This window comes from Neisseria sp. P0021.S007 (genome assembly GCF_051956855.1).
Map to the genome: position 1 here is coordinate 112,353 of NZ_JBQCXA010000005.1, position 21,012 is coordinate 133,364.

18 protein-coding genes are annotated in these 21,012 nt (G+C 50.4%); 8 read left to right on the top strand and 10 right to left on the bottom strand.

Annotated elements, in window-relative coordinates; genetic code table 11:
• Positions 1–9: 9 nt before the first annotated feature.
• From ACTHUR_RS07925 to ACTHUR_RS07955, 7 genes are all read right to left on the bottom strand, one after another.
• A complete protein-coding gene (locus tag ACTHUR_RS07925) occupies positions 10–1,437 on the bottom strand; it encodes an oligosaccharide flippase family protein (RefSeq protein ID WP_070695471.1) in 1,428 nt (475 codons plus the stop codon).
• A gap of 168 nt (positions 1,438–1,605) precedes the next feature.
• Positions 1,606–2,913 carry a nucleotide sugar dehydrogenase gene (locus ACTHUR_RS07930; RefSeq protein WP_004520865.1) on the bottom strand — a complete coding sequence of 436 codons (1,308 nt, stop codon included), beginning with the start codon at positions 2,911–2,913 and terminating at the stop codon, positions 1,606–1,608.
• 560 nt (positions 2,914–3,473) lie between these two features.
• Positions 3,474–4,592 carry a bifunctional diaminohydroxyphosphoribosylaminopyrimidine deaminase/5-amino-6-(5-phosphoribosylamino)uracil reductase RibD gene (gene ribD / locus ACTHUR_RS07935; protein ID WP_049344287.1) on the bottom strand — a complete coding sequence of 373 codons (1,119 nt, stop codon included), beginning with the start codon at positions 4,590–4,592 and terminating at the stop codon, positions 3,474–3,476.
• A 14-nt stretch (positions 4,593–4,606) separates the two neighbouring features.
• On the bottom strand, positions 4,607–5,059 hold the full coding sequence (nrdR, locus tag ACTHUR_RS07940; protein WP_004520863.1) for a transcriptional regulator NrdR: 453 nt from the start codon (positions 5,057–5,059) through the stop codon (positions 4,607–4,609).
• 200 nt (positions 5,060–5,259) lie between these two features.
• On the bottom strand, positions 5,260–6,102 hold the full coding sequence (locus ACTHUR_RS07945; RefSeq protein WP_039862509.1) for a class II glutamine amidotransferase: 843 nt from the start codon (positions 6,100–6,102) through the stop codon (positions 5,260–5,262).
• A gap of 135 nt (positions 6,103–6,237) precedes the next feature.
• A complete protein-coding gene (locus ACTHUR_RS07950; RefSeq protein ID WP_039862508.1) occupies positions 6,238–7,074 on the bottom strand; it encodes a PHP domain-containing protein in 837 nt (278 codons plus the stop codon).
• 65 nt (positions 7,075–7,139) lie between these two features.
• On the bottom strand, positions 7,140–9,536 hold the full coding sequence (locus ACTHUR_RS07955) for a penicillin-binding protein 1A (RefSeq protein ID WP_070503954.1): 2,397 nt from the start codon (positions 9,534–9,536) through the stop codon (positions 7,140–7,142).
• A 152-nt stretch (positions 9,537–9,688) separates the two neighbouring features.
• On the opposite strand from ACTHUR_RS07955, the gene pilM reads away from it, so the two are divergent.
• From pilM to aroB, 7 genes are all read left to right on the top strand, one after another.
• Complete coding sequence (pilM, locus tag ACTHUR_RS07960; protein ID WP_049336959.1) at positions 9,689–10,780, top strand: type IV pilus assembly protein PilM; 1,092 nt, start codon at positions 9,689–9,691, stop codon at positions 10,778–10,780.
• 4 nt (positions 10,781–10,784) lie between these two features.
• Positions 10,785–11,408 carry a PilN domain-containing protein gene (locus ACTHUR_RS07965; protein ID WP_049336960.1) on the top strand — a complete coding sequence of 208 codons (624 nt, stop codon included), beginning with the start codon at positions 10,785–10,787 and terminating at the stop codon, positions 11,406–11,408.
• Entirely contained in the window at positions 11,408–12,079 is a 672-nt protein-coding gene (locus ACTHUR_RS07970) for a type 4a pilus biogenesis protein PilO (protein WP_049336961.1), read from the top strand. The genes ACTHUR_RS07965 and ACTHUR_RS07970 overlap by 1 nt, the downstream gene beginning before the upstream one ends.
• Positions 12,080–12,094: 15 nt before the next feature.
• The gene (locus ACTHUR_RS07975; RefSeq protein WP_049336962.1) at positions 12,095–12,637 is read left to right on the top strand and encodes a pilus assembly protein PilP; all 543 of its coding nucleotides are present in this window, start codon (positions 12,095–12,097) and stop codon (positions 12,635–12,637) included.
• A gap of 20 nt (positions 12,638–12,657) precedes the next feature.
• Positions 12,658–14,790 carry a type IV pilus secretin PilQ gene (gene pilQ, locus ACTHUR_RS07980; RefSeq protein WP_049336963.1) on the top strand — a complete coding sequence of 711 codons (2,133 nt, stop codon included), beginning with the start codon at positions 12,658–12,660 and terminating at the stop codon, positions 14,788–14,790.
• Between the two features lie 122 nt (positions 14,791–14,912).
• A complete protein-coding gene (locus tag ACTHUR_RS07985) occupies positions 14,913–15,434 on the top strand; it encodes a shikimate kinase (protein ID WP_083296575.1) in 522 nt (173 codons plus the stop codon).
• Positions 15,435–15,456: 22 nt separating this feature from the next.
• The gene (gene aroB / locus ACTHUR_RS07990; protein ID WP_070503951.1) at positions 15,457–16,536 is read left to right on the top strand and encodes a 3-dehydroquinate synthase; all 1,080 of its coding nucleotides are present in this window, start codon (positions 15,457–15,459) and stop codon (positions 16,534–16,536) included.
• 129 nt (positions 16,537–16,665) lie between these two features.
• On the opposite strand, the gene ACTHUR_RS07995 is transcribed toward aroB, so the two are convergent.
• The 3 genes from ACTHUR_RS07995 to ACTHUR_RS08005 form a co-directional block, all read right to left on the bottom strand.
• Positions 16,666–17,979 (bottom strand): sensor histidine kinase, encoded by a 1,314-nt coding sequence (locus ACTHUR_RS07995; protein ID WP_070695464.1) that lies wholly within the window; start codon positions 17,977–17,979, stop codon positions 16,666–16,668.
• 29 nt (positions 17,980–18,008) lie between these two features.
• Positions 18,009–18,686, bottom strand: a complete 678-nt coding sequence (locus tag ACTHUR_RS08000; RefSeq protein WP_070460434.1) for a response regulator — start codon at positions 18,684–18,686, stop codon at positions 18,009–18,011.
• Positions 18,687–18,833: 147 nt separating this feature from the next.
• Positions 18,834–19,400, bottom strand: coding sequence for an NADPH-dependent FMN reductase (locus ACTHUR_RS08005; protein ID WP_070587528.1), 567 nt, complete (start codon positions 19,398–19,400; stop codon positions 18,834–18,836).
• A 136-nt stretch (positions 19,401–19,536) separates the two neighbouring features.
• Here ACTHUR_RS08005 and ACTHUR_RS08010 point away from each other — a divergent pair, with 136 nt between their 5' ends.
• The gene (locus ACTHUR_RS08010; RefSeq protein WP_049336971.1) at positions 19,537–20,964 is read left to right on the top strand and encodes an MFS transporter; all 1,428 of its coding nucleotides are present in this window, start codon (positions 19,537–19,539) and stop codon (positions 20,962–20,964) included.
• Positions 20,965–21,012 lie beyond the last annotated feature (48 nt).

The following is a 21,012-nucleotide window of genomic DNA, read 5'->3' on the forward strand; positions in this document are numbered from 1 at the left end:
TCAGGTTGGCTATTTTGCCGAACGGTTTAATTTGGCTTTGATTTTTTCGGTCGCGGCAAATAGTGCGTGTTTGTATTTTAGGAACAGGAAACCCAGTCCGACTGCCCATGCCAGCGCGAACCAAATGTAGTTGTCGCGCGTACCCAGCCAAGTGTAGGCAAGGCAGATTATCAGGCAGAGCGTTGAGTTGGTATAAATCTTCAGGCGCGGCAAAGGCTGCCACAGGCGTGAAGAGAATTCGGTTTTAAAGATGAAAAACAGCCAAAAAGCCGTTGCGCTGGCCATAGCTGCACCTTTTGCACCAAATTTCGGTACCAACAGATAGAGCAGGGCGGTATTGACGATAAAGGCAACGATGTTGATGACAGTAATCAGCCAAGTCGAGCGGACGACGTTCAAACCGATGCCGCTGACTTCGGTCAGCGTGTAAAACAGGGGGAAGAGCATACACGAGAGCAGGATAAATTGAACCTGCGTGTATTTTTCCGGCAGTATCCAGGTCGCCATCGGCGAGAAAATTCCGATGAGGCAAATCATTGCGCTGATGAGGACGGTCATGGAAAGCGTGATGTCGCCGATTTTGTCCAGATTGGTTTTTTCTTCTACCCATTTGAACACCAAAGGCGCCCAAATGGTGGAGAACACGCTTTGGAAAATCAAGGCGACGGCACCAAAGCTGACCGCCATTGAATAAATACCCAACTCGTCCAAGCCTGAGATGTTTTTGAGGACAAAACGGTCAATCGAAGTCAGCCCCCAATAGGCCAAGTTGCCGAATGCCAGCGGCAGGCCGTAGCGTAGGCCGTCCCGATGCAGATCGGACGACCATTTTGCATGGGAAACGGCTTGCAAGTCTTGGCGCAGCTGATATATCAACAGTACAACGGTCAGCACTTGGGCGGCGGTGTAGGCAAAAACCAGCGAAGTGGTATTGGCGGGCAGGCCGGAAGCAATCACGGCAAAAACCAACACCAAAATCAAAAATTTCGGCGCAAGCTGGCTGAGTGAAAAAGCCAGTGCCTGCTCTTTCATCCGCAAAATCAAGGCTAAAAAACGGATAATCAGCGTGGTGGCCAAGAAAATCAGGAAAAGAATCCCCAAATTCGCACTGGGGATGTCGAAAATGATTTCAGACGGCCATGATGCGTTTATCAGCAACACTAAAACCACAACCGCCACCGTCAGAATCAATGGCGATAAAAAAACGGATTTGAACAGCGCGGCCTTGTCTTTAACGGCGTAATAGTCGCGAATATAGGACTGGTCCAGCCCCAAGCCCAAGAGCAGAATGCTCAGTCCGGCAATGGTCTGCAAGAGTACGATACGGCCGATGTCTTCCGCAGGGAAGTACCATGAGATGAGCGGCAGGGAAAGCAGGCCGAAGGCGGCGCTTCCTACCGGGCCCAATGCGTAGCCGAGGATTTTTTTCGCGTTCATATTATTTGTTTTCAGACGGCCGGAAGTTCGAGCTGAGCGTTTTTCGTAAGAGATGCGTTGTTACCGTTGCCGGTTTCCCAAGGCCGTCTGAAAAACAAATGGCCTTGGGAAACCGGCCGCCGTCCCGGTCGGGGAAACCGGAGGCAGCCGGATGCGTCTGAAGCAAGATTATGCTTTGATGACTTTAGGATTTTTCACTGGGAATTTGCCGCGCGTATCGACAATCAGTTTGGCATGTTCGGTGATCATGTCATAGTCGAATTTGTCGTGATCGGTGGTCAGAACCACGCAGTCGTATTGGGCGACAGTTTCAGGGGTCAGCGCTTCACTCTTCAAGTCGAAGTAGTGGTGGCCTGGGATGTGTGGGAACTCTGGAACGTGCGGGTCGGAGTAGGAAACCACTGCGCCCAGTTTGTGCAGGCGGTCCATCACTTCCACAGACGGGCTTTCACGCATATCGTCCACGTTTTTCTTGTAGGCGATACCCAATACCAAGATTTTGCTGTCTTTGATAGAACGGTTGTGATCATTCAAAGCCAGGCCGACTTTTTCGATAACGTAGTCGGGCATGTGGGAGTTCACTTCACCTGCCAATTCGATGAAACGGGTGTTTACGCCGTATTCGCGTGCTTTCCAAGTCAGGTAGAACGGGTCGATAGGGATACAATGGCCGCCCAAGCCAGGGCCTGGGTAATAAGCAACGAAGCCGAACGGTTTGGTTGCAGCGGCATTGATGACTTCGTGAATGTCGATGCCCATTTTGTCGGCAACGATTTTCATCTCGTTCACCAAGCCGATGTTTACGGCGCGGTGGATGTTTTCCAAAAGTTTGGTCAGCTCTGCCGCTTTGGTGGAGCTTACTGGAACAACTTTATCGATGGCAGGTTGGTACAGCGCCAGGCCGACTTCCAAACAAGCAGGGGTATGGCCGCCGATGACTTTTGGAATGGTACGGGTTTCAAAGTTAGGGTTACCCGGGTCTTCACGCTCAGGAGAGTAAACCAAGAACACGTCTTGACCGACTTTCAAGCCGCCTTCTTCCATGCGCGGCAGCAATTCTTCTTCGGTAGTACCGGGGTAGGTAGTGGATTCCAAAGACAGCACTTGGCCGGCGCGCAGGTAAGGTTTTACCGCATCGGTAGTGTCGATCACAAAGCTCATGTCCGGCTCGCGGTATTTGTTCAGCGGAGTCGGTACGCACAAAATGACGGCTTCTACTTCGCCGATGCGGGAGAAGTCTGTCGTTGCTTCAAACAGGCTGTTGGAAGCAGCGGCAATTTTGTCGGAAGGGATATGCTCGATGTAGCTTTCGCCTTTGTTGAGCTTGTCGACTTTGTTGGTGTCAATGTCGAAACCCAAAACTTGGTAACCGATATCCACATAGCGCAACATCAGTGGTAAACCGACGTAGCCTAAGCCAACGATGCCGATTTTTGCGGTCTTATCGGCAAATTTTTGTATCGTAATGTTTTTCATGATGTCTTTCGTGTAATGAATGAGTAAATCGGGAGTGTTTGCCCGATGCCTGAGTTGTTTGCTGCAACCGCATAGCCATAGCCGGCTGCCGTATCGTGTGAAGCCTTAAAACCATACTTATAATTACATTAGACAAAATCATAAGCACTTATCTGATTCGTCTCAATCAAAAAAGTTTAACGGTCGTTCAGGCGGCCTCTATGGTATGGAAACGGTATTTTTGAATGCTTAATTTTTAGAAATTACATTCAACCACATGTTTTGATTTTAGATATTGTTTTGTCAAATGTATGATTCATGAAATGAAACTACCGTTTATGCCGTTTAAAACCCTTCTAGAATAAAAACTTTTAATAAATTTTCGTGGCTTAACTTATCTTAATAATCCATTATTTCGTGATGAAAAAAAGGAAAATTTGTCGACAATCGGCTTGAGGATAGTTAACTTAAGTCAAAGTTTTAAATTGGAATACGCTAAAGTCATTATAATATATTGACGAAAAAATTACATTTATTGCTATATAAATGATAGATATATTCTATTTACAATGGTTTAATTATTAAGTTGAGGCAATTAGACGGATTTTTTTTCGGAGAACCCATTTAATGTCCTGCCCGATGATTTCTACCGATTGACTTTGCCAAGGGCCGTCTGAAAGTAGGGCGGCCGGATTTTCAGGGAGGGAGAAAAGAGGTTTGCCTGCGCCTAACAGTTTCGGTGCTTGGTAGAGGACGATTTCATCCACCAAGTCATCCTTCAGGAAGGCTGAAGCAAGTGTTGAGCCGGCTTCTACCAGAACTTCGCCAAAGCCAAGTTCTGCCAGTTGCGGCATGAGTGAAAGAAGATTGATGCGGCCGTTGATGTGCTCAGACGGCCTGATGATGCGGATATGTTCAAATTTACCCAGCGCCTGCAAACGTTGTTCGTCTGAGGAAAGGGTAACGATAACGGTCGGGCTGTCGGTATCGGTCACGAGGTGGCAGTCCAAAGGGATTTGCAGTCGGCTGTCCAAGACGATACGCGCAGGTTGGCGCAGGGTGGGGAAGCTGCGAACGTTGAGTTTCGGGTTGTCGGCAAGTACGGTACCGATACCGGTCAAAACGGCGCAACTTTCGGCACGGAGAATTTGTACGTCTTCGCGTGCTGCTTCGCCGGTAATCCAAAAGCTGCGGCCGTCTGAAAGGGCGGTTTTGCCGTCCAAACTGGCGGCGCACTTGAGACGGACAAACGGTCTGCCGCGTTCGATACGCGACAGGAAACCGCGGTTGAGTTCGCGCGCCTGAGCTTCCAGCAAACCGCTTTCGGTACGGATTCCGGCGGCTTCCAGCATGGATAAGCCTTTGCCTGAGACCAACGGGTTAGGGTCGGTCATGGCGGCAACCACGCGCGTTACACCGGAATGAACCAGCGCTTCGGCGCATGGCGGTGTGCGGCCGTAATGGCTGCAAGGTTCCAGCGTGACATAGGCCGTTGCGCCTTTGGCCGCCGCTCCGGCCTGCCTCAACGCATGAACTTCAGCGTGCGGCTCGCCTGCTTTGACGTGGAAACCTTGTCCGACGATTTGTGCGCCGTGTGCAATTACGCAACCGACGCGGGGATTGGGGGAAGTAGAAAACCGCCCAAGCTTGGCCAGCTCGAGGGCGGTTTGCATCATTTGGGTATCAAGTGCGGAAAACATGGTTTCAGACGGCCTTATTTGGCTTTGCATTCGGCGATGACTTGGGTGAATTCGGAAACGTCTTTAAAGCTTTTATAGACGGACGCGAAGCGGACATAAGCAACTTGGTCGATTTTTGCCAGTTCCTCCATCGCCATTTCGCCAACGATGTGCGAAGCGACTTCTTTTTTGCCCAAACGGTAGAGGCGCTGCTCGATCAGGGCAACGGTTTCATCGATTTGTTCTTGTGTGACAGGACGTTTGTGCAGCGCGCGCTCAAGGCTGGTCTGCAGTTTGTGCGCATTGAAGGGAACCCGTGTGCCGTTGGATTTGATGACTTGCGGCATCCGCATTTCAACGGTTTCAAAAGTGCTGAAGCGTTGTCCGCATTCCAAGCATTTGCGACGGCGACGGATGCTGTTGGTGTCTTCCAGCCATCGCGAGTCGGTTACTTGTGTGTTGGGGTGTTGGCAAAACGGGCACTTCATCGGGTTTCCTTGTCATACGCTCGGCAAGGTCGCTAAGCAATTGAATTTATTGTTTGTGAACTATTATTGTAGCGGATTGCGTTATTTTCGTATAGTAAAGGCTTTTGCGTAGAATTTATGTATAAAAAGGCCGTCTGAAAGGGCAACTTTGGCGAAGTTGAGCCTTTCAGACGGCCTTGAGTTTTTCAGCCAATCAAACGTCAAACCGATACGCCGACGGCACGGGCGATTTCCAAACCTTCTTCCGCGCTCATGTAAACCGGATTGTCGGGGCGGTCGCTGAGGACAATGTCGCCGTCTTGAAACATCACCAATTCATTGACTGCCAATTGCGACCAGGTTTCATCTCGCGTCAGGGGCAGGGTGGCGATGACGGAAACTTTATCGTTCGGTGTGGTCACTTCTGAAAAATCGACCATCACATCATCGTCCAGCAAACGCGCTTTGCCAAACGGGGCTTTGCGCACGATGTAGTGCAGTAAGGTACTGGCGTGGGCAAACAGGCAGTCGCCGTTGGACATGACGAAGTTGAACAAACCGAAGCGGCGGATTTCATGAGTCAGGCCGGCAATGGCGTCAAACAAAACTTCAGGTTCGGGTTTGGTGGCAAAGCGGCTGCGCAGGCGGTTGAGGATAAAGCAGAACGCGCGTTCGGAATCGGTCGTGCCGACCGCGTGGTAGTACTCTCCCTGCTCGGGGAAAAAATCAATCAAATGGCCGTTGTGTGCAAACAGCCAATATTCGCCCCACATCTCGCGCATGAAGGGATGAGTGTTCGCCAACGAGGTCTGGCCTTGCGAGGCCTTGCGGATATGGGCGATAACGTTTTCAGACTTGATCTGATAGGCGCGCACCAAGTCGGCAACGGGAGAGTTGGCGCTGGGCTTGTCGTCGTGAAACAAGCGTACGCCTTTGCCTTCAAAAAAGCCGATACCGAAGCCGTCAGCGTGGTGGTCGGTAATGCCGCCACGGCGGCGGAAGCCTTCAAAAGAGAACATGATGTCTGTGGGAGTGTTGCAATTCATGCCGAGCAGTTGGCACATGGCGTTAACCTTTATTTTTGGGGTATTTATGGGGTTATTATGGTGTATCGGGCAGGCAGTTTCAATATGTAGAGTGTGATATGTTTATAACTGTCTCATACTTGGCGGGCCGTCTGAAAAATTGCTGTCAAAAATTCAGACGGCCTTAAAGTGTTCCCAGACCGGGTGGCATTGTTCGGGTAAGTCGGGGCAGGCGCCGAGTATGCCGCCGCTGAAGTCGTTGGGGCGGTGGAAGTCGCTGCCTGCACTGGCGAGAAAGTCGAAGCGGTCGGCAAGCAGGGCATAGTTGAGGCGGTCGTTTTTACAGCAGTTGCCGCTGTGCACTTCAATCCCTGCGCCGCCGAGATTTTTAAATTCTTGGAACAGGTTTCGTTTGGCGGTGGCGGATAATTCATAGCGCATTGGGTGGGCGATAATGGCCATGCCGCCCGCGCCTGTAATCGCGGCTACGCAGTCTTCCAGTGTGGCCCATTCATGTCTGACGGAACAGGATTTACCGTCGCCCAGATATTTGGTAAATGCCTGCTGTTTGTTTTTAACATGGCCTTCGCGGATGAGGAATTCGGCAATGTGGGTGCGGCTGGCCATTTCTTTGTTGGCGGCCAATGCCAGCGCGCCTTCATACGCGCCTGTTATGCCTTTTTTCTCCAGTTTTGCCGCGATGGCTTCCAATCGTTTCAGACGGCCTTTACGGACTTCGGCAAGCAGGTTTTGCAGGGTTTCGTTGTGTTCGTCAAAGTCCAAACCGACAACGTGGATGGTGCGGCCGCGCCAAGTGACGGATATTTCCACGCCGTTGACGAAGGGGAGGCCGAGGGTATCGGCTTCGGCGCGAGCTTCGGCCAGTCCGCCGGTGTGGTCGTGGTCGGTCAGAGCGAGCAGGGTGCAACCGTTTTGACGGGCGAGTCGGACGACTTCGGTTGGGGAGAGCATGCCGTCTGAAACGGTCGAATGGCAGTGTAAATCAATCATGGTTTTGCTTTGAATTTTCTCAAAAAAGGCCGTCTGAACGTTTCAGACGGCCTTGCTTTAGAACATTAGAACAGAGAGTCCAGTTGTTGTTTGTTATTGTTGCCGGTATTGCTTGGCAGAACTGGGGTTTCGTCTGATTCTTCACGGGCTGGCGCATTGCCGCTCTCGGTGCGGCGGCGGTTTTCATTCGGAACCGCGCGACGGGCAGGTTGAGCGGGACGTGGTGCAACGCCACTGTTGTCCAAGGCCAGGTCGGAGCTGGTGGTCATGCGTTCGCGCATGTACACTTCGCCGCCGTTTGCAACCACGCCTTCAGGTGCTTTCATCGGTTTGACACTGGTGCCTTTCAGGGCAAAGCGCATGTATTCTACCCATACCGGTACGGCGATTGTACCACCGTAACCTGCACGACCCATGCTGCGCGGTTTGTCAAAGCCGATATAGACGGCAGTTACAACGCTAGGGTTGAAGCCGACAAACCATGCGTCTTTGTTGTCGTTGGTAGTACCGGTTTTACCGGCGATGTCGGCGCGGCCAAGTGCGGCTGCACCGCGTGCGGTACCAACACGGACAACGTCTTGCATGATTTTGTACATGATGTAGGCGTTGCGCGGGTCAATGGCCTGAGGTGCGTTTTCACCGGCTACCAAAGGTTGCATTTGCGCTCTCAGACGGCCTTGGCTATCGTAGATTTTGTCGATGACGTGGGCGGACACTTTGTAACCGCCGTTGGCAAAGACGCTGTAACCTTCTGCAATACGCAACGGCGTGGTTTCGCCTGTACCCAAAGCCATAGACAGGCTGGCAGGAATTTCAGATGGCTTGAAGCCGAAGCGTTGGATGTATTGTTGCGCGTAACCGATACCGATAGACATCAGGATGCGGATGGACACCATGTTTTTTGACGCGGTCAAAGCCTGGCGCAGCGTGATGTAACCGGAATAGCGGCCGTCTGAATTTTTCGGGTTCCACGCTTTACCGTTAGCACCTTTGCCCGGCAGGGAAATCGGCGCATCGTTAATCATGGTGGAAGCAGTCATGCCTTTTGCCAAAGCGGCGGAATAAACGAACGGTTTGAACGTCGAGCCGGGTTGGCGCATGGCTTGAGTTGCGCGGTTGAAGGTTTTGCTGTGGTAGTCATAGCCGCCGACCAATGCACGGACTGCACCGGTTTTCGCATCTAAAGACACCAATGCGCCTTGCAACAAAGGCTCTTGAACGACGGTAAAGGTATCGCCGCTGCCTTTAACGCGAATGACGGAGCCGCGACGGATGCGGTCATCACCCATTTTTTCGTTGTTGACGGCACGGGCGGCAAAGCCTAAAGCGTGGCTGTTCAGCGTGACTTTACGGCCGCTCGGCAATTGAATCTGTACACCTTTGCGGGAGGCTTCCAATACAACCGCCGGAATCATTTTATCGACGGTGTAAAGTGTAGAAAGGTATTGGCTGACGGTTTCTTCTACGTTGTCGCTTTTGCTCAGGTCGATGTAGTTTTCTGCACCGCGGTAGCTGCTGCCGCGGTCGAAATTGCGCAGGACTTTACGCAGGGCCTCGGTGGCCACGCGCTGGTGTGCGGTGTCGACGGTGGTATATACCTTGAAGCCTTGAGTGTAGGCATCTTCGCCGTATTTCTCAAACAGCTCTTGACGCACCATTTCGGCAACGTACAGGGCGCTTTGATCGATGTTTTGTACAAAACGCTCGTAATGCAACTCTTCTTTCAAAGCCTGATCGCGTTGCTGCAGGGTAATCATGCCTTCTTCCAGCATATTGTTCAGAATATAAGCCTGACGCAGTTTGGCGCGTTCAGGATTTACAATCGGATTGTAGGCGGAAGGGGCTTTGGGCAAGCCGGCCAACATGGCGGCTTCGGCCAATGTTAACTCGTTAACATTTTTGTTGAAATAAATTTGGGCTGCAGATGCAAAACCATAAGCGCGTTGACCCAAATAGATTTGGTTGAAGTACAGCTCCAAAATCTTGTCTTTGCTCAAAGACTGCTCGATTTTGTAGGCCAACAGGGCTTCGTTGAATTTACGGGTGAACGAACGCTCGCTGCTCAGGTAGAAGTTTTTAGCAACCTGTTGCGTAATCGTACTGGCACCGGATTGGACGCCGCCGGCCATGACGTTGCCGATCGCGGCGCGCGCCACACCCCAAACGTCCACGCCCCAGTGGTCGTAGAAGCGTTTGTCTTCGGCGGCAATCACGGCATTTTTCAAAACTTTGGGAAAGTCACCGATTTTGGTGAATTCACGCCGTTGCTCGCCGTAAACGCCAATCACTTGGCCGTCTGAAGAATAAATCGTCAGCGGCATTTTGGGTTTGTAGTGTTGTAAAGTGTCCAAAGACGGCAGTTTCGGATAGGTGACCAAAATTGCAATTGCAATCAGCCCCACGCCGAAAAGAGCCAGTCCCAATAAGAGACCCAGGCAGGTCGTTATAATCTTTTTAATCATGACTAAGTAATAATTTGCCATTAATGGCGATAAATAAAGTAAAATGGGAAACGATTTCTATCAGCCACAGTTAATACTGTGCAAAGAATAAGAAGTCCTTTACGGATAACGAAACAGTTACTCACTCCTAAATGATACAGGGAAGTCAAATCATGCGCTTATTTAAAAGCACGAAAGATACCAAAACAGGCAAGGCTTCTAGTGGATTGAACAACCGCTCTGCCATCGGTGTCGATATCAGCCAACATGCCATTAAGATGGTACAACTGACAGGCCGTAGTTTAAACCAAATTCAGCTGGAAAAATACGTTATTACCAAATTGCCTAAAAATATTGTCAAAGGCAACAAAATTCAAGACTACGATCAGCTTGCTACTTACATCCAACATACTTACACACAATTACGCAGTTCTTGCAAAAATATTGTTGCGGCCGTGCCACAAAATTTGGCGACAGTCGAGCAAATTATTTACAACCCGCGTGATACCGATTTGGACTTGGAAGAGTTTGTCGAAGCGGAAGTCGGCCAATTTGCGCCTATTGAAGAAATGAACTACGACTTTCAAGCCGAAGAAGTCGGTTCAGGCCAGCATGTTTTAGCTGTTGCCGCCAAAAAAGACGATGTCGAGCCACGCATTGAAATGTTTGAGAATGCGGGCTTGCCTTTGTCCGCTTTGGATTTAGACTTGCTGGCGCAACGCAATGCCTTTGTTCATTGGATGAATACGCATGCTCCCGAAATGGCAGATGAAAAAGTTGCCGTGTTTGGCATTCATGCGACGCAAATGTATGCCCTGATCCTGCAAAACGGCCGTATCCTCTACAAACAAGAAACGCCGGTCAGTACAGAGCAGCTCAATCAGCTGATTCAGCGTACTTATCAGGTAACTGAAGAAAAAGCCGCACAAATGATGGCTTCCCAAAACAAGCCTTCCGACTACCAGTCTCAGATTGCCGACCGTTTTAATGTGCAGGTTGCGCAGGAGGTTCAGCGTGTTTTGCAATTTTACTATACCACGCAGGCCACTGATTCTTTCTCCAATATCAAACACATCCTGCTGACCGGCTTTACCGCGCAGCAGGCAGGTTTGGCGGAAAGCATTTTCTCGCAAACCAATACGGCAACAGAATATCTGCATCCGATTTCATATGTGGAACGCAGTGCAAAAGTAGAATTGCCGCAGTTTCAAATTGATGCGCCGTCACTGACTTTGGCGTTCGGATTGGCATTAAGGGGGCTTTGAGAACATGATCGAATTAACCAGAATCAACCTTCTTCCGTATCGGGAAGAGATTAAACAGCGCAAGCAGCAGCAATTCAAAGTATTGATGCTTGGCGCTTTTGCAGTGGGTTTGGGCTTGGCGGCCGCTACCTATCTCGGTATTGACAGCGCCATCAGTAATCAAGAAGGGCGCAACAACTTCCTGCAAACCGAAATCGACAGACTTGATAGAGAATTGGGCGAAATCGATAAACTTCAGCAAGAAAAAGAAGCCTTCTTGGCCAAGAAACTGAAAGTGGAAGAGTTACAGGAAAAACGCTATCAAGCGGCCTATATCCTTGATTCTTTGAATGCGCTTACACCCGATAATACTTATTTGACTGCGTTGGAAGCGGAAAGCTCGACCAGCTATAAAATCAGCGGCCATGCCGTCAGCGACAATAAAATCGCCGTTATGATGCGCTCCCTGCCAAGTACAGGTATTTTCTTGCAGCCTGAATTGTTGAGCATTAAAAAAGTAGATAACTACCAAGAATTTACTTTGAAATCTTCAATCAACCAAGTGAATACGCCGGCTCCTGCACCGACTGCCCAAAGCAGCGGTGAAATGGCCGAACCTGTGGCAGAACCTGCTCCGGAGGCTCAATAATGGCATCTAAAAACCTGAAACAATTGGACGTACAAAACCTGTACCTGCTCAATATGCCTTCAAAACTTTTGCTGGCGGGTTTATTGATTGTCGGTGTGTTGGCTTTGGGCTATGTCGGCGTATTTAAAGATCAGATTGAGACCCTGAATACGCAGGAAGCTAAAGAGGAAGAGCTGAAGGAAACCTTTACGCGTAAAAGCATTCAGGCGGCAAGCTTGAATAATCTGAAGGCTGAATTGGCTTCGATCCGCTCTGCATTTGATGTTTTGTTGAAACAACTGCCGACCGACGCGGAAATTCCGAACCTGATTCAAGAGCTTCATCAGGCAGGTTCAACCAACGGGTTGCGTTTGGATAGCGTTGCACCGCTCCAACCTGAAAACGATGGTCCGATTCAAAAACTGCCGTATCAGATTTCCATCACAGGCAAATACTCACAGATCAGTCAATTTACCCGTGATGTAGGCGATTTGTCGCGCATTATTACTTTAGATTCTTTAAAACTCGTGAATGCAGGCGAGGACAAAGAAGGCAAAGGCAATAAAGGCGAGTTGACATTGAGCGCGATTGCGACGACTTATAAAGCACGTCCGGCCGAAGAGATTGCTGCCGAATTGGCTGCGCAACAGGCACAAGAAGAAGGCAAACCTGCCGAGAATGAGCAAAAATAAAAGAATAGGGAAATCATGAAAAAAATCATCTTACTCTTAAGTCTTCTTCCCTTGGCAGCCTGTACGCAAAGCTATGAAGATTTGACTCAATGGATGACGCAAACCCGTCAGGAAGCAAAATCCAAGATTATTCCGTTTGAAGAGCCGACGGTTACATTGCCTAAGCCGTATAACCCGCCGAACTTTAAAGGCATGAATGCGTTTGATTCACGCCGTTTGGACACTGCCCCTAAAGGCGGCAATGCGCCGGATGTGAACCGTCCGAAAGAAACATTGGAAGCCTTCAGTTTGGAAAATATGGCCTTTGTCGGAACGCTGCAAAGCGGCGGCAAAGTTTCCGGATTTATCAAGGTCAACGACCATGTTTATACCGTTTATCCCGGAAACTACATCGGTCAGAATTACGGCAGAATCCAAAGTATTACCGAAGATAAAATTATCTTGACCGAGCAAGTTGAAGACAGCTACGGCAACTGGGTGTACCGGAAGGCCGAATTGCCATTGAACAGTAAAGAGGCGGATTCTTCCAATAGCTCAGATAGTTCGAATTCAAATTAATTTAGGGGTCTCACTCGATTATGAAAACCAAGCACATGACAAAATTATTTGCCGGCTTCAGCGTTGCCCTCGCTGTTCAGACGGCCTTTGCAGGCAATATTACCGATATCAACGTTTCCACTTTGCCTGACAACCAAAAAATTATCAAAATCCGTTTCGACAAAGACGTCACTACACCTCATGGTTTTGTAACATCTACTCCGGCGCGTATCGCATTGGATTTTGCCAACACCAATATCCGTTTGCCTCAGCCTGTTTTGGAATATGCCGACCCATTGCTGAATCAAATTACTGCGGCACAAAACAATGACCGCGCACGCGTGGTTTTGGGTTTGAACAAAATCAGCCAATACAATACTGAGATTCGCGGCAACGAAGTTTGGGTGTTTGTAAACGAATCTACTGACCAAACCAATGCAGCCGTTGCAAATGAACGTGCGGCTACGCCGTCTACCGCGCGCGCTGCTCAGACTTATCAAGCCGTTTCAGCAGCCAATATTGATTTCCGCAAAGGCGCACGCAATTCCGGCATTATTGAATTGTCCGCCCCAGGTTTCAGCGGACAGCCGGACATTAAACAGCAGCGCGACCGCGTGGTTGTTACCTTGAAAAACCATACGCTGCCGACACAAGCGCAACGCAGTTTGGATGTGGCTGACTTCAATACGCCTGTACAAAACGTTACGCTCAAACGTATCGGCAATTCTACCCAGCTCATTATCCGCAACAGTAATGCGAATTGGGACATTAATACCAAAGCCTCTTCCGGCCGTTTTGTATTTGAAGTATCGCCTAAAGCCGCCAATACCGAATCCGGCGGCTTGAACCAAAATGCAAACAAATCGTTTAAAGGCCGTAAAATTTCCTTGGACTTCCAAGATGTAGAAGTCCGTACCATTTTGCAGATTTTGGCGAAAGAGTCCGGCGTGAATATTGTTGCCAGCGATACCGTCAAAGGCACCATGACCCTGTCCTTGAAAGATGTGCCTTGGGATCAGGCTTTAGACTTGGTCATGCAGGCGCGCAATTTGGATATGCGCCGTCAAGGCAACATCATCAATATCGCACCTCGCGATGAATTGTTGGCAAAAGACAAAGCCTTCTTGCAGGCGGAAAAAGAGATTGCCGAATTGGGCCCGCTGTATTCTCAAACCTTCCAGTTGAAATACAAAAACGTGGAAGAATTCCGCAAAATTCTGCGTTTGGAAGAATACGACAGCAATAATTCCAATACCCGCAACACTCTGTTGAGCAACCGAGGCAGCGCCTTAATCGATCCGGCCACCAATACGCTGATCGTGACCGACAACCGCGGCGTGATTGAGAAATTCCGCAAACTGATTGATGAATTGGACGTTCCAACCCGTCAAGTGATGGTGGAAGCGCGCATTGTGGAAGCAGAAGATACCTTCTTCCGCAACTTGGGCGTTAAATTCGGTTCCGGTGGTGCAAGTGGCCGTAACGCATGGGGTAGCAACTGGAGCAATGCACAAACCAACTACAATACCAATGCCTCATTTAACCGTGGCGACGTAGGCTACCGCACATGGACTTTGGATCCGAACGTCAGTCTGCCGACCGCAGCCGCAGTCAACAGCATTGCGCTGGTGCGTGCGTTCTCATCCGGTGCATTGGGTTTGGAAATCAGCGCGTCTGAAGAACAAGGTAAGAGCAAAACCATTTCCAATCCGCGCGTGCTGACACAAGACCGCAAAGAAGCCAAAATTGAATCCGGTACGGAAATTCCTTATCAAGAGGCTTCTTCCAGTGGTGCGACTTCGATTACCTTCAAGAAAGCCGTTTTGGGCTTGACCGTAACGCCGAATATTACGCCTGACGGTCAAATCATCATGACTGTGAAGATTAATCGAGATACCCCGATCGACTGTACCGTGGATTCTCTGACAACCAAGTGTATCAACACCAAACACTTGAATACCCAAGCCATGGTTGAAGATGGCGGTACGCTGATTGTCGGCGGTATTTATGAGGAAGAAAGCACCAATGCAGTGAACAAAGTCCCTGTTTTGGGCGATATTCCTGTTGTCGGCAATCTGTTCAAATCACGCGGCAAACGTGAAAACCGCCGTGAGCTGTTGATCTTCATCACGCCGCGCATTATGGATAATGTGGGTAACAATCTGCGTTATTGATTTTAGAATGACAAACAGGCATATCTGCAAAGGTATGCCTGTTTTCGTTTTCAGACGGCCTGAGATGAAAAGGCCGTCTGAAAAACGACGAACTTTTCCACGAAACCACCATATCGTATAAAATGACCCACATGGAAAAAATCAACGGCAATTTAATCTTAATCGGGCTGATGGGCGCGGGCAAAACCACTTTGGGCAAGCAGCTTGCCCAAATGTTTGAATGCCCGTTTTACGACAGCGACTACGAAATCTGCGCTTCTTCGGGCGTATCCATTCCGACCATTTTTGAGATGGAAGGGGAGGAAGGCTTCCGCAACCGTGAAACCAATATGCTGAAGAAGCTCGCTTCCCGGCGCAACATCGTTTTATCGACCGGTGGCGGCTCCGTATTACGCAGTGAAAACAGACAGATTTTGTGCCAAAACGGCACGGTTGTTTATTTGCATGCCAGCCCCGAAACCTTGCTGGAGCGTACCCGTTACGACAGCAACCGGCCGCTGTTGCAAGTTGCCAATCCTTTGGGCAAACTGCAAGAGCTGTATGACCAACGCGATATGCTGTACCGTCAAACCGCCCATCTCGTCATCGAATCCGACAGCTGTCACAAAACGCTCAAACGCCTGATACAGGCTTTAGGCGAATAAATACGCTTTGCAAAGGAATACTATGCGCACACTGACTGTCCAAACCCCGTCCCATCAATACCCCATCTTTATCGGGCATAAGCTGATTGAGCAGGCCGATATGCTGCTTCAGCCCTATCTAGGTAAAAAAGCAGCCATTATTACCAACGAAACCGTTGCGCCGCTTTATCTCAAACAGCTTCAGACGGCCTTAGACAGACTGGGCGTGCCGCATTTCAGCATTATCCTTCCCGACGGCGAAGAATATAAAAACTGGCAGACGCTCAACCTGATTTACGATGGCCTGATGCAAAACCGTGCCGAACGCAAAACCACTTTAATCGCTTTGGGCGGCGGCGTGATAGGCGATATGGTCGGTTTTGCCGCGGCGACTTATCAGCGTGGCGCACCTTTTATCCAAGTACCGACCACATTGCTCAGCCAGGTCGATTCCTCGGTCGGCGGTAAAACCGCCATCAACCATCCGCTCGGTAAAAACATGATTGGCGCGTTTTACCAGCCGCAAGCCGTTTTGGCCGATTTGACCGCCTTGCAAACGCTGCCGCAACGCGAACTTTCCGCAGGCATGGCCGAAGTCATCAAATACGGCGCATTGGGCGATGCCGAATTTTTTGCCTGGTTGGAAGAAAATATGGCCGACCTGATGGCGCAACATCAAGAAAAAATGGCGGAAGCCGTTTACCATTGCTGCAAAATGAAGGCCGATATTGTTGCCCAAGACGAAACCGAGCAGGGCATCCGCGCATGGCTTAATCTCGGCCACACTTTCGGCCATGCCATCGAAGCCGAAATGGGCTACGGCGTATGGCTGCACGGAGAAGCCGTTGCCGCCGGTTGCGTCCTCGCTTCCCGTTTGTCGCAAATCTTGGGCAAAACCCGACAGGCCGACACCGACCGCATTGCCGCTTTAATGGAAGCCGCTTCCCTCCCGTCTGCGCCGCCCGTTTTCTCCTTTGAAAAATGGATTGAACACATGAGCCACGACAAAAAAGTCAGCAGCGGCATCATGCGTTTTGTCGGTTTGGAATACTTGGGCAAAGCCAATATTACCGAAATTACCGATATGGAAATCCTCCGCCAAACCTTGCAACCGTATTTGTGAGGAATGAAGTAGGTTTGCTTCAAAATATAAAAAGGCCGTCTGAAAGTCATTTTCAGACGGCCTTTGGTTTTAAAACGTTTTCATTTATCGGATTAAAGCTAGATAAACCAATTTGGGCGGGTCAATTATTTAAAGCATCTTTTTATCCAACTCGGCAATAATCAACAAGCCGCTGTCAAAGCGTCGGCTGTCGGCCAGTTTCAGACGGCCTTGATGGCGTTTGACAATGGTGTCTGCGATGGACAGGCCAAGTCCGGTGCCTTGTTGTTCGGTGCCGAGAATACGGTAGAAAGGGTCGATAACGCGTTGGCGTTCGCTTGGGGGAATGCCGGGGCCGTTGTCTTCCACCCAGATGTTGAGGTATTCGGCGGTTTCGTCAAAGCCCAAATCGATGCGGCCGCCTTTGGGAGTATAGCGGATGGCGTTGTCGGTAAAGGTTTTGATGAGGGTGTAGATTTCGGTGTCATCGGCGTGGATTTGGCAGTCGTTTTCAACGGCGACGCCGATGTCTTGACCTTTGGCCAGCGCCAGCGGCATGAGTTCCTGCAAGACACGGCGGAACTGGTTTTGCAGGCTGATCAAGGTTTTAGGGCGTTGGGTTTCGGGCGCTTGGGCGCGTGCGAGGGAAAGGAGTTGCTCGAGCAGGTGGCGGTTGCGCTGTATGCTTTGTTGCAACAGGGCGGACTGCTCGCGCGCTTCGGCGGACAGCTGCATATTGTTGAGCCGCTCTGCCTGAAGGGAAAGGGCGGTCATGGGGCTGCGCAATTCGTGTGCGGCATCGGCGATAAAGCGTTGCTGTTGGCGGACGTTTTCGTCGGTACGTTGCAACAGGTTGTTGATGGCGACGACAAAGCCTTGGATTTCGCTGGGAATGTCTTGCGTGTCCATAGGCGAGAGGTCGTTGATTTTGCGCTGTTCCAAATCGTTGGACAGGGTTTTGACGGAACGCATGGCGCGGTGGGTAATCCAGACGGTGAGCAGGATAATCAGGGGTAGGGCGAGGAGCATGGGGAGGATGCTCTGTACGGCGGCCATTTCGGCCAGCTCTTCGCGGTAGTCGCTTTCCTGCATGACGGCGATGCGGCCTTGCTTGGTGTCGCGGGTATAAACGCGGTAGTAATCGTCATCGTCATCGGCCTGAATGGTGTGCAGGCCGTCTGAAATCTTTTCAGGCAGGCTGACAATGGGGTTGGGCGTATTGGGAAATTGAACGGAAATCTTGTTGTCGTTGTCGAGAGAGTGTTTCTCGTCATCGGCATCGCTCGGGTCGAGATAGTTCGCGACTTGGCGCAACAGATCGTCTTGAACCTCTTGGGTCTCGTGATAAGTATCGTAATATGAAAATATGCCTGCAAGAATGGAGAGGGGTAGGAGCATGCAGATCAGGGCGAGGCTGATCCGGACTTGCAGGGATTGTTTGATGGTGTGGATAAGGCGTTGCATGGTTTGTGTGTTGATATTGTTGTGGTTTTTCAGACGGCCTGGTTGTTTTGTGCAACCAGCCAGCCGACCCCGCGGACGTTTTGAATCGCTTCTTTGCCGAGTTTTTTGCGTAAGGCGTGAATTAGGAAGTCAACGGCGTTGCTTTCGACTTCTTCGCCCCAGCCGTAGATTTTGTCTTCTAAATCACTGCGCGACAGAATCATGCCCGGACGCAGCAGTAGGGCTTGGAGGACGGCAAATTCTTTGTTGCTGAGCATGATGGCCTGTTCCTGCCCGACCACTTCCGCCTGATGGGTGGAGGGGTTGAGTGTGATAATGCCGTTGCTCAGCAGCGTTTGCGCCTGTCCGCCGTGTCGGCGCAATACGGCGCGCATACGGGCTTGCAGCTCCGCCATGTCGAAGGGTTTGACGATGTAGTCGTCTGCGCCGCCGTCTAGGCCGTTGAGGCGGCTGTGCAAATCATCGCGCGCGGTCACGATTAAGACGGGAACGGTACAGCCGCCGTTGCGGATTTGCGCCAATACGTCCAAACCGTCTTTGCCGGGCAAACCCAAATCCAAAAGCAGCAAATCGTATGCCTGCGCCGCCACTGCTGCGGCAACTTCCGAACCGCGGCTGACCCAATCGACAGCGTAGCCGGTGTCTTTCAGGTTGGCACTGACGGCTTGGGCAATCATGGCATCGTCTTCAACCAATAATACGCGCATGGAAGTTCTCCGTGAGGATGGGTGGACAGTGATTATAACCGCACTCAATTAGTAAAAATTTAGGAGCTGTCTAAAAACTGATTTTTTGTAAAAGATGAGGCCGTCTGAAATTTCGTTTTTCAGACGGCCTGTATACTTCAATCCCGATTATTTAGGGTTTTTCTCAATCAAGGCAACCAATTGGTCGATATAGCCTTGAACAAAGCCGCGCGCGGATTCGATGAGCTGGCCGTTGTCGTCAAACAGGGTAGGCGAGTTGCCGAGGAACACTTCCGGTTGGCCGGTCAATGGCATATCGAAATACGAAAGGGCAAGGCGCAGATTTTTTTGCGCGCTATAACCGCCCATTTTGCCGACAGAATGACTGATGATGCCGGCAGGTGTTTTTTTCCAGGCAACATCGGCATTGGGTTTGGAGCCGATGTCGATGGCGTTTTTCAGGCAGGCCGGTACGGTACGGTTGTTTTCGGAAGTCACGAACAATACGCCGGCAGAGGCTTTGATGGTTTCACGGAACTCGGTATAGCTGGATGGAGTGGGGAAGTCGGTAACGGCAGGATCGTCGTAGTCGAAGTTGTATAAAGGTAAATGGCCGATTTCGACGATTTGCGCTTCGTAGCCTTCGGGGAACATGGGAATGACGTTTTGTGCGACTTTTCGTGCGAACGAGCCTTTACGCAGGCTGCCGACCAAGATGCTGACTTTCTTTGACATGTTTTTCTCCTGTTTAATAATAAAAATGAAAACAATTCTAAATTTTAGTGTTATCTGGAGAAGCGGTCAAGGTTTCAGACGGCCTGTCAAAATGGTTTATGCTAAAATAACGGTTTCGCTGATATTTCAAATTATTATGCACGCTTCTGATTCGCAAGAGGGTGAAACGGCACACGAATACTACGCCGACGATACCGACTTTCCTGCTAAAACCATTGTCGCCACCTTATTCATCGGCGCATTTTTCGGCTATCTCAACGACACGCTGTTGAATGTCGCGCTTACGCCGATTATGAAGGATTTTGGTGTCGATAAGACCACGGTTCAATGGCTGACAACGGGCTTTTTGCTGGTCATGGGGGCATTTACGCCGATTACGGCAGGCGTGATTCAATGGTTTGAAACGCGCAAAATGGTGCTGTTTACGCAGGCAACGTTTTTAGCAGGATCGCTGATTTGCGTGTTTGCACCGACGTTTGGCGTATTGGTGGTCGGTCGGATGGTGCAGGCAGTGTCTGCCGCGTTTTTTGTCCCGCTTCTGTTTAACGGTGTGTTGTCGATTTTCCCTCCCAACAGGCGCGGAACGGCGATGGGTGTGATTACCATGATGTTTACCGCCGCGCCTGCAATGGGGCCGACGCTGTCGGGCATCATCATCGACCATACGCATTGGCGCGTGCTGTTCGGTTTTACCGCGCCGTTTATGTTGGCGGCGATGGTGCTGGCGGGCAAATATTTAACGGTCAATTTGAGCAACATCAGCCGTCCGAAAATTGATATGTTGTCGGCTGTGCTGTCGATTGTGGGCTTCGGCGGGTTGGTTTATGCGAGCAGTAATTTTGCCCATATGCCGCTGCTGGAATTTATCCTGCTCTTTGCTGCTTCCGTTGTACTGGTGGGGTGGTTTGCGCGCCGGCAGTTCCGTTTGGCTACGCCGTTGTTGAACCTTCGTGCGTTTGAATACAAACAGTTCAGATATTGCGTTGTGATTTTGGCCGGTGCGATATTCCTGTTTTTGGGCTTGGAACTGATGGTGCCGATGTACACGCAGCAAGTGTTGATGCTGACCGGTACGGCAACTGGCCTGATCCTGATGCCTGCCAGTATTGCCCAAGCGGTTGCCGCGCCTTTGTTCGGCAAATTGTTGGACAAAAAGGGCGGACGCTTTGTCGTTTTGCCGGCAACAGTGATGCTGGTGGTGTCGTTGGCGGTATTGTGGCTGTTTTTGCGGATTGATACGCAAGTGGTGATGTTGACGGCGATGTTTACGCTGTTGGCGCTTTCCGTGTCTGCTTGTGTAACCGGCGAAACCCATGGTCTGAACGCGTTGCCGAAAATGCTCAATCCGCACGGTGCGGCGATTCTGACCACCATCAACCCGATTGCCGGTGCCATCGGCGCGGCGTTTTTTGTTGGTGCGACCAATATCGGCGAGAAACTTTCCAGCGCAGATATGCCGCAACAGGCAATGCTGGACGGTATCCATTTGGCGATGGGTTGCGCTTTGGTTGTCGGTGTTGTGGTCGTCATGTTTGCTTTACGTTTGAAAGCGCATCAGAAATAAAGAAAAAGGCCGTCTGAAACGTTCAGACGGCCTAAGCACCTCGTAAGA

Excerpts from the sequence above, each read along its gene's own strand:
- ACTHUR_RS07925 (WP_070695471.1), bottom strand. The coding sequence starts at position 1,437 with ATGAACGCGAAAAAAATCCTCGGCTACGCATTGGGCCCGGTAGGAAGC.
- ACTHUR_RS07930 (WP_004520865.1), bottom strand. The coding sequence starts at position 2,913 with ATGAAAAACATTACGATACAAAAATTTGCCGATAAGACCGCAAAAATC.
- ribD (WP_049344287.1), bottom strand. The coding sequence starts at position 4,592 with ATGTTTTCCGCACTTGATACCCAAATGATGCAAACCGCCCTCGAGCTG.
- nrdR (WP_004520863.1), bottom strand. The coding sequence starts at position 5,059 with ATGAAGTGCCCGTTTTGCCAACACCCCAACACACAAGTAACCGACTCG.
- ACTHUR_RS07945 (WP_039862509.1), bottom strand. The coding sequence starts at position 6,102 with ATGTGCCAACTGCTCGGCATGAATTGCAACACTCCCACAGACATCATG.
- ACTHUR_RS07950 (WP_039862508.1), bottom strand. The coding sequence starts at position 7,074 with ATGATTGATTTACACTGCCATTCGACCGTTTCAGACGGCATGCTCTCC.
- ACTHUR_RS07955 (WP_070503954.1), bottom strand. The coding sequence starts at position 9,536 with ATGATTAAAAAGATTATAACGACCTGCCTGGGTCTCTTATTGGGACTG.
- pilM (WP_049336959.1), top strand. The coding sequence starts at position 9,689 with ATGCGCTTATTTAAAAGCACGAAAGATACCAAAACAGGCAAGGCTTCT.
- ACTHUR_RS07965 (WP_049336960.1), top strand. The coding sequence starts at position 10,785 with ATGATCGAATTAACCAGAATCAACCTTCTTCCGTATCGGGAAGAGATT.
- ACTHUR_RS07970 (WP_049336961.1), top strand. The coding sequence starts at position 11,408 with ATGGCATCTAAAAACCTGAAACAATTGGACGTACAAAACCTGTACCTG.
- ACTHUR_RS07975 (WP_049336962.1), top strand. The coding sequence starts at position 12,095 with ATGAAAAAAATCATCTTACTCTTAAGTCTTCTTCCCTTGGCAGCCTGT.
- pilQ (WP_049336963.1), top strand. The coding sequence starts at position 12,658 with ATGAAAACCAAGCACATGACAAAATTATTTGCCGGCTTCAGCGTTGCC.
- ACTHUR_RS07985 (WP_083296575.1), top strand. The coding sequence starts at position 14,913 with ATGACCCACATGGAAAAAATCAACGGCAATTTAATCTTAATCGGGCTG.
- aroB (WP_070503951.1), top strand. The coding sequence starts at position 15,457 with ATGCGCACACTGACTGTCCAAACCCCGTCCCATCAATACCCCATCTTT.
- ACTHUR_RS07995 (WP_070695464.1), bottom strand. The coding sequence starts at position 17,979 with ATGCAACGCCTTATCCACACCATCAAACAATCCCTGCAAGTCCGGATC.
- ACTHUR_RS08000 (WP_070460434.1), bottom strand. The coding sequence starts at position 18,686 with ATGCGCGTATTATTGGTTGAAGACGATGCCATGATTGCCCAAGCCGTC.
- ACTHUR_RS08005 (WP_070587528.1), bottom strand. The coding sequence starts at position 19,400 with ATGTCAAAGAAAGTCAGCATCTTGGTCGGCAGCCTGCGTAAAGGCTCG.
- ACTHUR_RS08010 (WP_049336971.1), top strand. The coding sequence starts at position 19,537 with ATGCACGCTTCTGATTCGCAAGAGGGTGAAACGGCACACGAATACTAC.